Origin of the sequence: Nonomuraea sp. NPDC049625, from assembly GCF_040675285.1 — a bacterium.
Classification (GTDB): Bacteria; Actinomycetota; Actinomycetes; order Streptosporangiales; family Streptosporangiaceae; genus Nonomuraea; species Nonomuraea angiospora_A.
Genome location: NZ_JBFAOQ010000011.1, coordinates 321,738 through 336,198, shown reverse-complemented (window position 1 = coordinate 336,198; position 14,461 = coordinate 321,738). Strand labels below are relative to the sequence as shown.

At 71.6% G+C, this 14,461-nt stretch carries 13 protein-coding genes; 5 read left to right on the top strand and 8 right to left on the bottom strand.

What is annotated here, in order from left to right:
* Positions 1-22: 22 nt before the first annotated feature.
* From AB0J87_RS40280 to AB0J87_RS40260, 5 genes are read left to right on the top strand one after another with little or no spacing between them, the layout of a single operon-like run.
* Complete coding sequence (locus AB0J87_RS40280) at positions 23-1,330, top strand: extracellular solute-binding protein (protein ID WP_363974766.1); 1,308 nt, start codon at positions 23-25, stop codon at positions 1,328-1,330.
* Entirely contained in the window at positions 1,327-2,238 is a 912-nt protein-coding gene (locus AB0J87_RS40275) for a sugar ABC transporter permease (RefSeq protein ID WP_319707232.1), read from the top strand. The genes AB0J87_RS40280 and AB0J87_RS40275 overlap by 4 nt, the downstream gene beginning before the upstream one ends.
* Positions 2,235-3,047, top strand: a complete 813-nt coding sequence (locus tag AB0J87_RS40270) for a carbohydrate ABC transporter permease (protein ID WP_350727693.1) — start codon at positions 2,235-2,237, stop codon at positions 3,045-3,047. Before AB0J87_RS40275 ends, AB0J87_RS40270 begins: the two co-directional genes overlap by 4 nt.
* Positions 3,044-6,436: a hypothetical protein gene (locus AB0J87_RS40265; RefSeq protein ID WP_363974761.1), complete on the top strand. Its 3,393-nt coding sequence runs from the start codon at positions 3,044-3,046 to the stop codon at positions 6,434-6,436. The genes AB0J87_RS40270 and AB0J87_RS40265 overlap by 4 nt, the downstream gene beginning before the upstream one ends.
* Before the next feature lie 47 nt (positions 6,437-6,483).
* Positions 6,484-7,803 (top strand): hypothetical protein, encoded by a 1,320-nt coding sequence (locus AB0J87_RS40260; protein ID WP_363974758.1) that lies wholly within the window; start codon positions 6,484-6,486, stop codon positions 7,801-7,803.
* Here AB0J87_RS40260 and AB0J87_RS40255 read toward each other — a convergent pair.
* The 8 genes from AB0J87_RS40255 to AB0J87_RS40220 all read right to left on the bottom strand — a co-directional run bounded on the left by AB0J87_RS40255 (position 7,776) and on the right by AB0J87_RS40220 (position 14,455).
* Positions 7,776-8,024 (bottom strand): hypothetical protein, encoded by a 249-nt coding sequence (locus tag AB0J87_RS40255; RefSeq protein WP_363974755.1) that lies wholly within the window; start codon positions 8,022-8,024, stop codon positions 7,776-7,778. The genes AB0J87_RS40260 and AB0J87_RS40255 overlap by 28 nt on opposite strands.
* Positions 8,025-8,149: 125 nt before the next feature.
* Complete coding sequence (locus AB0J87_RS40250; RefSeq protein WP_363974752.1) at positions 8,150-8,893, bottom strand: FkbM family methyltransferase; 744 nt, start codon at positions 8,891-8,893, stop codon at positions 8,150-8,152.
* A 42-nt stretch (positions 8,894-8,935) separates the two neighbouring features.
* Positions 8,936-9,628 carry a response regulator transcription factor gene (locus AB0J87_RS40245; RefSeq protein ID WP_363974749.1) on the bottom strand — a complete coding sequence of 231 codons (693 nt, stop codon included), beginning with the start codon at positions 9,626-9,628 and terminating at the stop codon, positions 8,936-8,938.
* A 61-nt stretch (positions 9,629-9,689) separates the two neighbouring features.
* A complete protein-coding gene (locus AB0J87_RS40240) occupies positions 9,690-10,886 on the bottom strand; it encodes a histidine kinase (protein WP_363974746.1) in 1,197 nt (398 codons plus the stop codon).
* A gap of 48 nt (positions 10,887-10,934) precedes the next feature.
* A complete protein-coding gene (locus tag AB0J87_RS40235; protein WP_363974743.1) occupies positions 10,935-11,984 on the bottom strand; it encodes an aldo/keto reductase in 1,050 nt (349 codons plus the stop codon).
* Between the two features lie 46 nt (positions 11,985-12,030).
* Positions 12,031-12,486: a hypothetical protein gene (locus tag AB0J87_RS40230; RefSeq protein WP_363974740.1), complete on the bottom strand. Its 456-nt coding sequence runs from the start codon at positions 12,484-12,486 to the stop codon at positions 12,031-12,033.
* 82 nt (positions 12,487-12,568) lie between these two features.
* Positions 12,569-13,543: an aldo/keto reductase gene (locus tag AB0J87_RS40225; RefSeq protein WP_355195669.1), complete on the bottom strand. Its 975-nt coding sequence runs from the start codon at positions 13,541-13,543 to the stop codon at positions 12,569-12,571.
* Between the two features lie 3 nt (positions 13,544-13,546).
* Entirely contained in the window at positions 13,547-14,455 is a 909-nt protein-coding gene (locus AB0J87_RS40220) for a carbohydrate ABC transporter permease (protein WP_363974736.1), read from the bottom strand.
* Between the last annotated feature and the right edge of the window lie 6 nt (positions 14,456-14,461).

The window sequence follows — 14,461 nt, the reverse complement described above, 5'->3', positions numbered from 1 at the left end:
GCGCCGGGCGAGGAGACATGACATGACCGATCTGCGTGACGCCCGACTGAGCCGGGTCCAGTTCTTCCGCATGATGGGTGGCCTCGCCGTGGCCGCGGCCGCCACCGCCTGCTCGACCAAGCCCGAGACCACCGCCACCACGGGCGGAGGGACCGCCGCCGCCGGGGTCGACCTGAAGTTCCTCGGCGTGGCCGACCAGAAGGCGCCGATGGACGCGCTGCTCGCCGCCTACCAGAAGGCGAAGCCGGAGGTGCGGCTCACCGCCTCCTTCGCCCCCACCGACCAGGTGCAGACCTCGGTCCGCACCCAGCTCGGCGCGGGCAACGCCCCCGACCTGCACGTGGTCTACCCGGGCAACGGCAGCGCGATGTCCATGAGCCAGATCGCCAAGGCCGGGCTGCTGGCCGACCTGTCCTCCCAGGCGTGGACGCAGACGATCCCCGCCGGGTTCAAGCCCGCCTTCCAGCTCGACGGCAAGACCTACATCTACTCCGCCGGCTCGTCGGTCATCGGCGCCGTCTACAACAAGAAGGCGTTCGAGAAGGCCGGCGTGGAAGCGCCGCCCACCACGTGGACGGAGTTCCTCGCGGTCTGCGACAAGCTGAAGAAGGCCGGCATCACGCCGATCGCGCTGGGCGCGCAGACGCCGTGGGTCACCCAGCTCATCACGTACGCGCTGGTGCCCTCCACCGTCTACGCCAAGGACCCGACGTTCGACGACAAGCAGCTCGCCGGGCAGACCTCCTTCGCCCAGTCGGGCTGGCGCCAGGCCATGGAGATGTACCTGGAGCTGCAGAAGCGCGGCTTCTTCAACGACAAGCCGAACGGCACCACGTTCGAGCAGCAGATCTCCATGGTGGCCACCGGCAAGGCCGGCATGGCGATCCAGGTGTCGGCCGTGCTGCCCGACTTCCGCAAGGCGGCCTCCTCGCCCGACGACCTGTCGATGTTCCCCGTGCCGGGCGCGGACGACGCCAACCAGGTGTGGATCCCCGCCGGCGTGGTCGTCGGCCTCGGCGCCAGCGCCAAGGGCCAGCACGTCGAGGAGGCCAAGGCGTTCATCGACTTCCTCGGCAAGCAGGAGAGCATCAACGCCTGGGCCAAGGCCATCGCCGCCATCCCGCTCACCCAGGACTCCTCCTCGACCATCGACCCGGCCGTCCAGTCGTTCCTGCCGTTCACCAAGGACCGGGCGGTGCCGTTCATGGACCAGCGCTGGCCCAACGCCGAGGTGCAGCCGGTGCACTTCGCGGTGATCCAGGAGTTGCTGGCCGGCAAGTCGACCATCGACGAGGCGCTGAAGAAGATGGACGAGGCGTACAAGAAGTGACTTCCCTGACTGTCCAGCGGCGCTCGGCCGTCTCGCGGCGCAGGCGGCGCTTCAGCGCCGACTCGCCGTCCTGGCTGTTCGCCGCGCCCGCTCTCGTCGTCTACGCGCTGGTCGTGCTCTACCCGGCCGCGGCCGGCGTGGTGTACGCCTTCACGGACTGGAGCGGCATCGGCCAGGACATGTCCTTCGTCGGCCTGGCCAACTTCGGCGCGCTCCTGGGCGACGAGCAGGCCATGGGCTCGATCGGAAACACGCTGCTGCTCACCGTGGCCATCGTGGCCGTCCAGAACGGGGTCGGCCTGCTGCTGGCCCTGGGCGTCAACGCCAAGCTGAAGAGCCGGGCGCTCCTACGGGTGATCTTCTTCGCGCCCGTGGTCGTCAGCCCGGTCATGGTGGCGTTCCTGTGGAAGTACGTCTACAACCCCGACCCGTCGGCGGGCCTGAACGGGCTGCTCGGCCTGAGCGTGGACTGGCTGGGCGACCCGTCGGTGGCGCTGTGGTCGATCGCCGGCATGGTCGTGTGGCAGTACGCCGGATACTCCATGGTCATCTTCCTGGCCGGGCTCGAAGGCGTGCCGAAGGAGCTGCACGAGGCGGCCATGATCGACGGGGCGGGCACCTTCCAGCGCTTCCGCTACGTCACCTGGCCGCTGCTGGCCCCCGCCGTGACGATCAACCTCATGCTCTCCACGATCGGCGGGCTCAAGCTCTTCGACCAGATCTTCGCCGCCACCAACGGCGGCCCCGGCTACGCCACGGAGACCCTGTCCACGGTGCTCTACAAGCAGGCGTTCGTGTTCGGCAAGTTCGGCTACAGCACCGCGATCGCGCTGGTGCTCGCCCTGTTCGTGGCGGCCGTCTCCCTCGTCCAGGTCTACTACCTGCGCAACCGGGAGGTGTCCGCATGAGAAGGACGTTCCTGCTGGAGATCGTGATGATCGCGGCGGCGGTGGCGTTCCTGTTCCCCGTCTACACGCTGATCTCGCTGTCGCTGAAGGACCCGGCGCAGATCTCCCAGACGCCGCTGGCGCTGCCCGACCCGCCCACGCTGGACAACTTCGGCAAGGCGTGGTCGGCCGCCGCGCTCGGCCCGTCGCTGGTCAACAGCACGGTGATCACTGTGGCCAGCCTGGTCCTGCTGATCGCGCTCGGCTCGTTCGCCTCCTACTTCCTGGCCCGCGTGCACAGCAGGCTCGGCTACGGCCTGTACATCCTCTTCCTGCTGGGCATCGTGCTGCCGTTCCAGCTCGGCATGATCCCGCTCTACGAGCTGGTGACCGATCTGGGGCTGATCGGCACGCACGCCGGGATGATCCTCTTCTACACCGGCATCCAGCTGCCCTTCACGGTCTTCCTCTACACCGGCTTCATCCGCGCGCTGCCCCGCGAGTACGCCAGCGCCGCCCAGATCGACGGCGCCTCCCACCTCACGGCGTTCACCCGGGTGGTCTTCCCGCTGCTGCGGCCCATCACCGGCACCGTGCTGATCCTCAACGCCGTCTTCATCTGGAACGACTTCTTCACCCCGCTGCTCTACCTGGGCGGCTCCGGGTTCGAGACGGTCCCGGTCAGCGTCTTCGCCTTCGTCGGCCAGTACGTCTCCGACCACGGCCTGGTCTTCGCCGGGCTCGTCCTCGGGGCGCTGCCGATCGTGCTGGTCTTCCTGGTGCTGCAGCGTTACGTCATCAAGGGCTTCTCCAGCGGGCTCAAGGGATGACCGTCTTCGACGTGCTCCGCGAGCCGCCACGGGAGTTCTCCCCGGCGGCCATCTGGTGGTGGAGCGGCGAGCCGCTGCGCCGCGACCGGCTGCGCTGGCAGATGGAGCGGCTCGTCGCCGGGGGAGTGCGCAACCTCGTCATCCTCAACCTGGCGCCGTCGGGGCCGCTGTTCGGCTCCGACGCCGACGACCCGCCGTTCCTGTCGGAGGCGTGGTGGGAGCTGCTGGACGGCGTCTGCGCCGACGCCCGCGAGCTGGGCGCGCACCTGTGGTTCTACGACCAGCTCGGCTTCTCCGGCGCCGACCTCCAGGCCCGTCTCGTCCAGGAACGCCCGGAGTTCGCCGGGCAGTGGCTGGCCCTCGACGGGACGGTCTCGACGCGCGGCTTCGACTACCTGTCCCGCGAGGCGTGCGCGGTGCTGCTCGACCGGGTGCACGGCGAGTTCGAGCGGCGGGTCGGCCACTGGTTCGGCACGGTGATCGCCGGGTCGTTCCAGGACGAGCTGCCGACCGTGCCCACCTGGTCGGCGACGTTCGCCGAGGAGTACGCGGCCCGGCGCGGTCGGCCCTTCACCCTCGACGCGCCCGACTGGCACGCCTACCAGCAGACCCGGGCCGAACTGGCCGAGGAGGCGTTCTTCCGGCCGCTGGCCGCCTGGCACGAGCGCCACGGCCTGCTCAACGGCTGCGACCAGCAGGACCCGGCCCGCGCCGGGCATCCCGTGGACGGGGTCCGGCTCTACGCCGACTACGCGCGTACCCATCGCTGGTTCGGCGCGCCCGGCTCCGACCACCACGGCGACGCGCGCCTGCACTCCTCCCTCGCCCACCTGTACGGCCGGCCGCGCACCTGGATCGAGGCGTTCCACTCCAGCGGCTGGGGCGGCACCCTGGAGGAGACCTTCGACTGGCTGCTGCCCTGGTTGCGTGCCGGTGCCAACCTTTACAACCCGCACGCCGTCTACTACACGACCCGGCGCGGCTGGTGGGAGTGGGCGCCGCCGTCCACCGACTGGCGCCAACCCTACTGGCGGCACCACCGGGTCTTCGCGGACGCGGTGACCCGCCTGTGCGCGGCCCTGTCCCTGGGCCGCCACGCCTGCGACGTCGCGGTGCTCCTGCCCACCGCGACGTCGCAGGCCGGAACCCGGCTGGACGGCGTCGGCGCGCAGGCCGCGCGGGCGCAGGAGGTCTACCGGGAGCTCGTGGGCGACATGGCCTGGTTCGCGACCGTGCCGGGGGCGCTCGACCGGCTCGGCCTCGACGCCGACGTGATCGACGAGGACTCGGTGCGGCGCGCGGACGTGCGCGACGGGCGGCTGGCCGTCTCCACCGAGGCGTACCGGGCCGTCGTGCTGCCCGCCGTGACCGTGCTCGACGAGGACGTGGCCGCGCGGCTGAAGGAGTTCGCCGCAGACGGCGGGCTGCTGGTCGCGGTGGGGGCCGTCCCCGACGGGCTCCCGGAGGAATTGCCCGTCGTGTCCGTGGAGAGCGCCGAAGGGATCGGGGCGGCGCTGGCCGGGCTCGAACGGCGGGTCGAGGCGCCGGTGCCGCCGCTGGTACGCGAGATCGGCGAGACCACGCTGGTGTTCCTGACCGCCGCGTTCCCCATGGCCAGCAGGATCGGCGTGGGACGGCCCGAGGAGCGCGGCGTCGAACTGGGCTGGCTGGACGCCGCCATCGACTTCGACCCGTCCCGGTACGCCCGCGAGATGCGGGTGAAGGTGCGCGGAGTCTCCGGTACGCCGCTGCTGGCGAGCCCGTTCGGCGGGGAGCCCCGGGCGCTGCCGTGCACCACGGACGGGGACGCGCTGGAGGTCGTCGTGCCCTTCGACGACGGGCCCGCCGCGCTGCTGATCTTCGACGGGACCTCCCGGGTCCCGGAACCGCGCCCGAGCTTCCCGCATGAGATGGAGCTGGGCGAGGAGTGGGACGTCGAGCTCGTGCCGACGCTGGACGACACCTGGTCGGACTTCGGCAGCCGCGCCGTCGTCGAACGCTGGACGCTGCGCACGCCGGACGGCGAGCCGGTGCACGTCACGTTCGAGCCCAGGGGCGAGCAGCGGGTCGGGGCCGGGCCGTGGACCCCGTCGGTGTGGTCGCCGTCGCGCGGGCTGCGCAAGGACCCGATCCACCGGGAGACCCTCGGCCCCAAGGGGCACGTGCCCGTGGAGTTCCTGGCGTTCGGGACGGTCGGGGCGGGGGAGGAGGCTCGCTTCCGCAGCCTGCTCACCGTGCCCGCCGACATGCCCGAGGGCGGCCGGCTGGCGGTCGGGGCGGGCGCGGCCAAGACCGCCTGGCTGGACGGCGAGGAGCTGCCGCTGGACGACTCCGGATACGCGGCGGTCTCGCGCGCGCCGCTCGCGCCCGGCACCTATCTCCTGGAGCTGCGGTTCGTCCCCGACGAGGAGCTCGACCTGCGGGCCTACGCCTGCCTGGTCGCCGACCCCCGCGACGCGGCCCTGCCGGAGTGGATCGGCGGGGCCATGGAGACCACCGTGCACGTCGGCGCACCGCCGTACGAGCTGCTGCAGGTGGCCTCGACCGCGTACTGCCGGGTGCTGGTGAACGGGGCGGAAGCGGGCAGGCAGGGCGGGTTCGACCCGTACGAGGAGGCGGACATCCCCCGGGTGCGCCGCTACGACGTGTCCGGCCTGCTCCGGCCGGGCGGCAACACGATCAGCGTGGAGTCGGACGGCTGGGTGCTGGTGGACGGGCTCGCGGTCTCCGGTCCCGGCTGGCCGTCGCGGCCCCGCGTACGGCGGCGCCAGCAGGGCGACCCCGCCGCGCTCCACCTGCGGCCCCGGCCGCATCCGCTGCCCGAGGCGGGCTGGCTCGACGGGCGCGCGAGCGCGCTGCCCGCCGGGTTCACGGTCCTGGGCGGGCAGGTCCCGGGCGGGCACCCCGGCCCCGGCCGTCTCCTGCTGGACCCGCCGCCCGGCGTGACCGGCATCGAGGTGGACGCGACGGGTCCCGTACGGATCCACGGAACGGAGCTGGAGGTCACCGGGTCGCTCACCGGCCCGGTCCGCTTCACCTGCGGACCCGGCCGGATGCGGCTCGGCGACTGGGAGGAACGCGGCCTGTCCGGCTACAGCGGCGGCGTCCGCTACCGCACCACGATCACCGCCGCCGCCGGGCCCGGTGCGCTCGACCTCGGCAGGGTGCGCGGCACGGCCGAGGTCACCGTGAACGGCCGGCCCTGCGGGATCCGGGTGTGCTCCCCCTACACCTTCGACGTCCGGCTGGACGAGGGCGAGAACACGATCGAGATCCTCGTCCTCGGCACCCTGGGGCCGTTCATGGACGAGGTCAGCCCCACCCACTTCGTCTTCCCCGGCCAGCGCAGCACCGGCCTGTTCGGCCCCGTCCGCCTGCGCACGGACTGACAGCGTTCTGTCAGCCTTTTGCCAGGCCGGCCGGGGACCGTGAGGTCATGGACATCCGACTCGGAGTGGTACGAGGCCTCCAGTACGGCCTCGTCGAAAAGCCCGACACGTTCGCCCCGCAGGCCAGGGAGCTGGGCGCCGGGCTGGTGCGCGTGTTCTTCTACTGGTCGCAGCTCGAACCCGAGCCCGGCCGCCACGACTGGTCGGCGGTGGACGCCGTGCTCGACCAGTTCGACGACGACACCGAGCTCTGGTTCACGCTCGGCGCGGCCTCGCCGTGGGGCTCGACCCGCTCCACCGACCTGCTGCCCGCCTCGCCGCCGCTCGACCCGGCCGCCTACGCGGCCACGCTGCGCGCCCTCGTGACGCACTGCCGGGGCCGCGTGCGCTACTGGCAGTGCGAGAACGAGCCCTGCATCCCCCTGTTCTGGGCCGGCACGGCCGCCGACTACGTGGCCCACCTCGCCACCTTCCACCAGGCGGTCAAGAGCGCCGACCCGGACGCCGCCGTGGTGCTGGGCGGCTGCCCGCCCGGCGTCTTCTCCGCCTCGGACGAGCCCGACGACGAACGGGACTTCTTCCTCCAGGTCATCGAGGAGGGCCGGGACGCCTACGACGTCTTCGACGTCCACCTATACGGGGACCCGTACCTGATCCCCCGCGCGATCGAGGACGTGCGCGCGGCCGTGGGGGACAAGCCGATCGTGGCCGGCGAGTACAACGGGCCGCTGCCGACGCAGTACCCCGAGGTGTTCGCGCACCTGGCGGAGGTGATCGAGGCCGGGGGCATGCAGCCGTGGTACCGCCTGACCGTCGAGGACCTCCACGAGGAGCGGCTCACCACCGAACCGGTGCGCGCCGCCATGAAACGGCTCTACGACCGGATGGCGGAGCTGCCGCCCACGCTCCAGATGTTCATGACCGGCTGCCCGCCGGAGCTCGAGGCCGAGCGGCACCGGATCAACGCCGACGACATCGTCATCAGGAACATGCTGGCCCTGTCGTCCGGCCTCCGGCTGACCGTCTGCTGGCAGCTCGGCCCCGACATGCCGGCGCCGTCCGATCCGTACAACCTCCTCCAGCTGATGTTCTCCAAATTCCAGCTCATGGCCTTCGAGGGCGGCACCATGTCCGTGCGGCATCCCAGTGCTGACGCGTTCGCCGAGCTGTCGTCGCGGCTGGCGGGCGCGACGGACGTGCGCCGCGTGGAGGTGCCGGAGCGCCCGGACGCCCACGTCTTCGAGCTGGTCGGCACGGGGGTGGAGGTGGCCTGGCTGCGCCCCTCGTCCCCCGAGCCGCCGGCTCTGGTCCGGAACGGCACGGTCCTGGACGCCCGGCCTCAGTTCACGTACGCCCACAGGTCGTAGGTGGGATACTGCGGGTTCTGCGGCTGGGTGGTGCTGCACCACCAGGTGCTCCACCGGCCGTTCTGCTGGCCGGACTGGCCGAACGAGATGCAGATGTCGTAGGGCAGGCTGGAGTAGACCTTCTGCAGGGTCAGGTCGGCGTGCGCGGGCGCGGCCGCGGCCACGGCCGGGACGAGGGCGGTGGCCGCGAGCAGTGACAGGGCGGCGAGTCGGTGACGCACCAGGTCTCCCATCTCGAAGAGGGGTGGATCACGGTAAATTGCACGACGCGGCGATCCGCCGCCGCAACGGTGCCGCCCCCGCCCCCTTGGCGACCAGCGCGAACGCCGGTCGCGGCGTGAAATTTTCAACGGGCGTCCGGTGACCGCGCGCCGGTCCGCCCGGCGAACAGGTAGTTGCGCCGGTGCGTGCTCACCCGGTCCGCCCGGTTCCAGCGGCCCCGGTGCCAGACGTGCATGCGGTAGCCGCGCGCGATCAGTGAGCCCGCCACCTCGGCGGAGTCCCTGCCGTACCTGCCGAGGTGGCGGTCCTCGATCTCCAGCAGCAGAGCGGGCCGGTGCTGCTCGATGGTCCGCTCCGCGCCCTTCAGCACCTCCGTCTCGCACCCCTCGACGTCCATCTTGATGAAGTCGACGCGGGGGATCTCCCGCAGCTCGCACACGCGGTCCACGGTGTACGCGGGGACCTCGAGCGTCCTGGTGGCGGCGAAGGGGCCGGGATGCTTCAACCCCTCCTCCAGGTGCGCCCAGCCGTGGACGGGCAGGCCGAACCGGTACGGCAGCCGCAGCCGCCGGTATCCGGTGGACGAGCTCAGCGCGGCGTTGGTCACTTGCACGTTGCGGGCCCCGCTCGCCCGCCGCCCGGCCTCCAGGATCCGGTACGGCACCGGCAGCGGCTCGAAGCTGTGCACCTGCCCGGCCGGCCCGGCGAGCCTGGCCAGCGGGTAGGTGTACATCCCGTAGGCGGCCCCGATGTCGAAGCAGACCGCGCCCGGCCGGACGAACTCGGCCAGGCCCCGCAGTTCCGGTTCGCTGAGCGACACCGCCGCCCCCGCCCGCAGCATCGCGGCCACGGCTTCCACTCTCATCATGCCGGTGACGGTAGAGACGGGGTGGGGAGCGGCGAATCCCTCTCAGGAGCGCAGTCGCGAGCCCCGGCGTGCCGCTGGAGAGGGATTGCCGGGTACGACCAGACCGCTCTCGTAGGCGAGCATCACCGCCTGCGCCCGATCGCGCAGGCCCAGTTTCGTGAAGATCCGGCCGACGTGCGACTTCACGGTCTCCTCCGCGATCGTCAGCTCTCCGGCGATCTCGGCGTTGGCCAGCCCGGCCGCCACCAGCCTGAGTACGTCCAGCTCGCGCGGGGTCAGCGCGTTCAGCCGCAGCGCCTCCCGCTCGTCGATGGGCTGCCGGGTCGCGAACTCCTCGATGAGCCTGCGGGTGACGGACGGCGCGAGCAGCGCCTCGCCGGCGGCGATCACGCGTACGGCGGTGATGAGGTCGGCCGACGGCGCGTCCTTGAGCAGGAAGCCGCTGGCCCCGCCACGCAGCGCGGCGTAGACGTAGTCGTCGATGTCGAAGGTGGTGAGGATGAGCACCTTCGAGCCGCCCGCTCCGGCGATGCGCCGGGTGGCCTCCAGACCGTCGAGGTGGGGCATGCGCACGTCCATGAGCACGACGTCCGGTCGCAGATCGCGCGCCGCCGTCACCGCCTCCAGACCGTCCGCGGCCTCTCCGACCACCTGCAGGTCCGGCTGCGCGGAGATCAGGGCCGCGAACCCGGCCCTGATCATCGCCTGGTCGTCGGCGACCAGCACCGTGATCATCCAGCGCCTCCTTCGGCGACGTCGCGGAACGTTCGTCCTCGCCCTGCGGCGACCTCGTGGCTCACCCGGCCGCCCGCCGCGGCAGCCGCGCCCGTACGGCGAAGCCGCCCGCGTCCGTCGCCGCCGCCGTGAGGTCGCCGCCGAGCACCGCCACGCGCTCGCGCATCCCGATCAACCCGAGTCGCGAGCCCGGCTGCGTCGTGCCGGACACGTGCCGAGGAGGTTCGTTGTCCACGGCGAGCGACACCGCGTCCGCCTCGGCGCGGACGGACACGGTGGTCGTGGCTCCGGGCGCGTGCCGGACGACGTTGCTCAGCGCCTCCTGGACGATCCGGTAGACGGTGACGGACTGCACGGGAGAGAGCGACCGGGCAGGGCCGGAGACGGTGAGCTGGACGGGCACGCCCGCCCGGCGCACCGATTCGGCCAGTGCGCCGAGCTCCTCCAGCCCGGGCTGCGGCATGGTCCCCGGCCCGTCGTCCGAGCCCCGCAGCGCGCCGAGCAGGTGCCTCATGTCGCGCAGGGACTCGCGGGCGGCCGCGTTGATGGCCGCGAACTCCTCCGCGACCTCCTCGCTCACCCCGCCGCCGATCCGGTAGGGCGCGCTGGCGGCCTGTACGGCGATCACCGACATGTGGTGGGCCACCACGTCGTGCAGTTCCCTGGCGATCCGCGCCCGTTCCTCGAGGATCCGGCGCCGCCCGAGCTCGTCGGCGACGCGTAAGGTGGCCAGCCGCCTCATGCGCCTCGCGTGGCCGAGGACCGCGGCCAGCAGCAGGGCCAGTGTCCAGGCCAGCAGCCCTCTGGACAGGCGGTCCGGCGCCATGTCCTGCGGCACGCTCATGGCGACCCCGGCCGCGAGCGTGACGGCGACGGCGACGATCGTCACGCGCCGGGCCGATGACAGCGCCAGCACGTACATGACGGGGAGCTGGGCCAGCGTCTGGTTGAGCAGCCACGGCTGCGGCACGACCGAACTGCCCAGCGCCAGCCCGAGGCCGGTGAGCAGGGGCATGGCCACCACCATGGCCGACCAGGCGGGCAGCGGCCGGTACCACCCCATGAGCACGGGTCCGGCGAGCAGGACGGCGGCCGGGACGGAGAGCACCCCGAACCCGGCGCTCACGGCGTAGAACAGCAGGTTGAAGATCAGGACCGCCGCGGCCAGCGCGGCGAACGGCAAGCGGGGGAGCATCGGCCGGCCTGTGCCCGGCGCCGGAGGCACTCGGACGTACCACGCCTCCCGCAGCACCCCCATGAATCCCACCTTATGGGGCGCCCGCCTTCCGCCGATCGCCGGCGGCGCTCAGAACTCCACGCCGCCGGCGATCGGCGGGTTGAGCCGGGCGAAACCCTCCTGACGCCGGTACGGGAAGTAGGGGTACGCCGCCGTGGTCGCGCTCGCCGCGTCCAGCCGGGCCACCTGGTCCGGCGTCAGCTCCCAGCCGATCGCCCCCAGGTTCTCCTGGAGCTGCGACTCGTCGCGGGCGCCGACGATGACCGAGGAGACGGTCGGGCGCCGGAGCAGCCAGTTCAGCGCGACCTGGGGGACCGACCTGCCGGTCTCCGCGGCGATCTCGTCCAGGGCGTCCACCACCGCGTACAGCAGCTCGTCGGCCACCGGCGGCCCGAAGGCGGCGGTCCTGTGCAGCCGGCTGCCCTCGGGAAGAGGCCGGCCCCGGCGGACACGGCCGGTGAGGCGGCCCCAGCCGAGCGGGCTCCACACCACCGCGCCGACACCCTGGTCGTGGCCGAGCGGCATCAGCTCCCACTCGTAGTCGCGCCCGACCAGGGAGTAGTAGACCTGGTGCGCCACGTAGCGCGGGTAGCCGTACCGCTCGGCGGTCGCCAGCGACTTCATGAGCTGCCAGCCGGAGAAGTTCGAGACGCCCACGTAGCGCAGCTTGCCCGCCCTGACCAGGTCGTCGAGCGTGGACAGCACCTCCTCCACCGGGGTCGCCGCGTCGAAGGCGTGCAGCTGGAACAGGTCGATGTGACCGGTGCCGAGGCGGCGCAGCGCGTCGTCGACCGCCTTGATCAGGCGGTGCCGGGAGGTCCCCGCGTCACCGGGGCCGTCGCCCATGGGCAGCCCGGCCTTGGTGGAGATGAGCGCCCGGTCGCGCCGCCCCTTGAGCGCCTGGCCCAGCACCTCCTCGGACGCGCCGTCGGAGTAGACGTCGGCCGTGTCGAACATCGTCACCCCCGCGTCGAGGCAGATGTCCACCAGCCGCCGGGCCTGCGCCACGTCGGTGTCGCCCCACGCGCCGAACAGCTCGCCCTTCCCGGCGAACGTGCCGGCGCCGAAGCTCAACGCCGGAACCTTGAGCCCGGACGCCCCCAACTGCCGATATTCCATGAAAAATCACTCCTTAATGGGTCTGTCGTCCCCTTAAGGTAGCACGCTAACGGGAAAGCTGTTTCATTATGGAACGGCGGCGTCGATGGAAGGAGAGGGAGGCGAGGCAGAGCAGCACGGCCCACACCGCGCAGTAGCCACCGAAGAGAGCGCCGCCGCGCTCGGCGAACAGGGCGCCGGCGGTCATGCCGATCGCGCCCGCCGCGGCCATCGCCGCGCACGACCACAGCAGCGCCGCCAGCGTCCGGCGCGGCAGCGGCCGACGGAAAGGAATGAGGGAGGCCAGCACGACGGCGGCCATGAGCAGGCCCGCGGCGGCGTTGGCCCACTGGGCCCGCGCGACCTCGCCGGGCCCGTACTCCAGATAGGTCTCCGGGGCCACGCGCGGGCCGCCGGTCACGCCGATGCGCTCGGCGAGGGCGAAATGAATCTTGGACGCGACGTAGAGCAGCGTCCAGGAGGCCGCTGCCCAGACGGCCCATCGGCCGGTCCAGGTGATCATGTCACGATCGTGCCGGTCGCCCGGGCAGCGGCGGATCCCCGTGACGAGCGAGCGCCCTCACTCTCACGGGGGAGACGGCTCCTTACGCCTCGATACCGGCCTCCTTGGCGGCGCGGTCGATGGCGGCCAGCTCGTCGTCGGAGAAGTCGAGCCGGTCGACGGCGGCCACGTTCGCCTCGAGCTGCTCGGGGCTGGAGGCGCCGACCAGCACCGACGTGACGCGCGGGTCCCTGAGCGCCCAGGCCAGGGAGAGCTGCGCCACCGTCTGCCCGCGCGAGGCGGCCAGCTCCGACAGCGACCGCACGAACGCCAGCACCTCGGGCGTCACCCGGTCGGGGGTGAGGAAGCGTGCCTCGGCGGCCCGCGAGTCGGCGGGGATGCCGTCGAGGTAGCGGTCGGTGAGCAGGCCCTGGGCCAGCGGCGAGTAGACCACGCAGCCGACGCCCTCCTGCTCCAGCACGCCCAGCAGGCCGTGCTCGATCTTCCGGTTGAGCAGCGAGTACGACGGCTGGTGGATCAGCAGCGGCGTGCCCAGCTCGCGCAGCAGCCGGGCGGCCTGCGCCGTGCGCTCGGGCGAGAAGTTCGACACGCCCACGTAGAGAGCGCGTCCCGTGCGGACCATGTAGTCCAGCGTGGCGACCTGCTCCTCCAGCGGCGTCTCCTCGTCGTCGCGGTGCAGGTAGAAGATGTCCACGAAGTCGAGGCCGAGCCGGGCCAGCGAGCGGTCGAGCGTGGCGAGCAGGTGCTTGCGCGAGTTGCCCTTGCCGTACGGGCCGTCCCACATGGGGTTGCTGCCCTTGGTGGTGACGACCACCTCGTCACGCAGCGACCGCGGCAGGAGCCGGTTGAACGTCGCCTCGGCGGCGCCGAACGGCGGGCCGTAACGGTCGGCGATGTCGAAGTGGGTGATGCCGAGGTCGAGCGCCTTGTTGAAGATGGCGCGCTGACTGTCGAGGGATTTACCCCCGCCGAAGTTGTGCCACAGGCCGAGCGACACGGCGGGGAGGAGGAGACCGCTGCGGCCGCACCTTCTGTACGGCTGGCGTTCGTAGTCCAAGGATTACCTTCCTGCGATTCCGGTGAGCGTGACGCCCCGGATGAACGTCTTCTGCGCCAGGAAAAAGATGACGAGGATGGGCAGCATCGACACTAGCGCGACGGCCATCATCTGGTTGTACTGGGTCACATACTGACCGTTGAACATGCCGAGCCCCTGGGCGAGGGTGATCTTCTCCATCGAGCGCAGGTAGATGGAGTTCTCCAGGTACTGGTTCCAGTTGCCCACGAAGGAGAACAGGCAGATCGCCGCGATGGCCGGCTTGGCGAGCGGCAGCATGACGCTCCACAGGATGCGCAGCTCCGAGGCCCCGTCGATGCGGGCCGCGTCGATGAGCTCCTGCGGGATCGTGGTGAAGAACTGGCGCAGCAGGAAGATGTACAGCGCGACGCCGAAGAACTCCGGCACGACGAGCGGCAGATACGTGTCGACCCAGCCGAGCTTGGAGAACATCACGAACTTCGGCACCAGCGTGATCTCGCGCGGGATCATCATGGTCGCCAGCAGCGCCGCGAACATGAAGCCCGCCGCCCGCGCCCGCAGCCGGGCGAACGCGTACGCCGGCAGGATGCACGAGACGAGGTTGCCCACCATGGACAGCGCGGTGATCACGATCGTGTTCAGCAGGAACCTGGTGAACGGCAGCGACCCGGACCAGCCCTTGGCGTAGTTGTCGAAGTTGAAGGAGTCGGGCAGCCACTGCGGCGGGAAGGCCAGGTTCTCGGCGTCCGACTTGAGCGAGGTCGTCAGCATCCACAGGAACGGCAGCAGGAACACCGCCGAGCTGATGGCCAGCAGGATGTACGCCCCGGAGCGCCGGATCCGTCTGACGCGCTCGGCCTGCTCCGAGCTCAAGGGCTTGCCGCCCGTGCGGGGGGAGCGCGCGGGTTTCACCGCGGTCTCGACGAGCATCGGCGA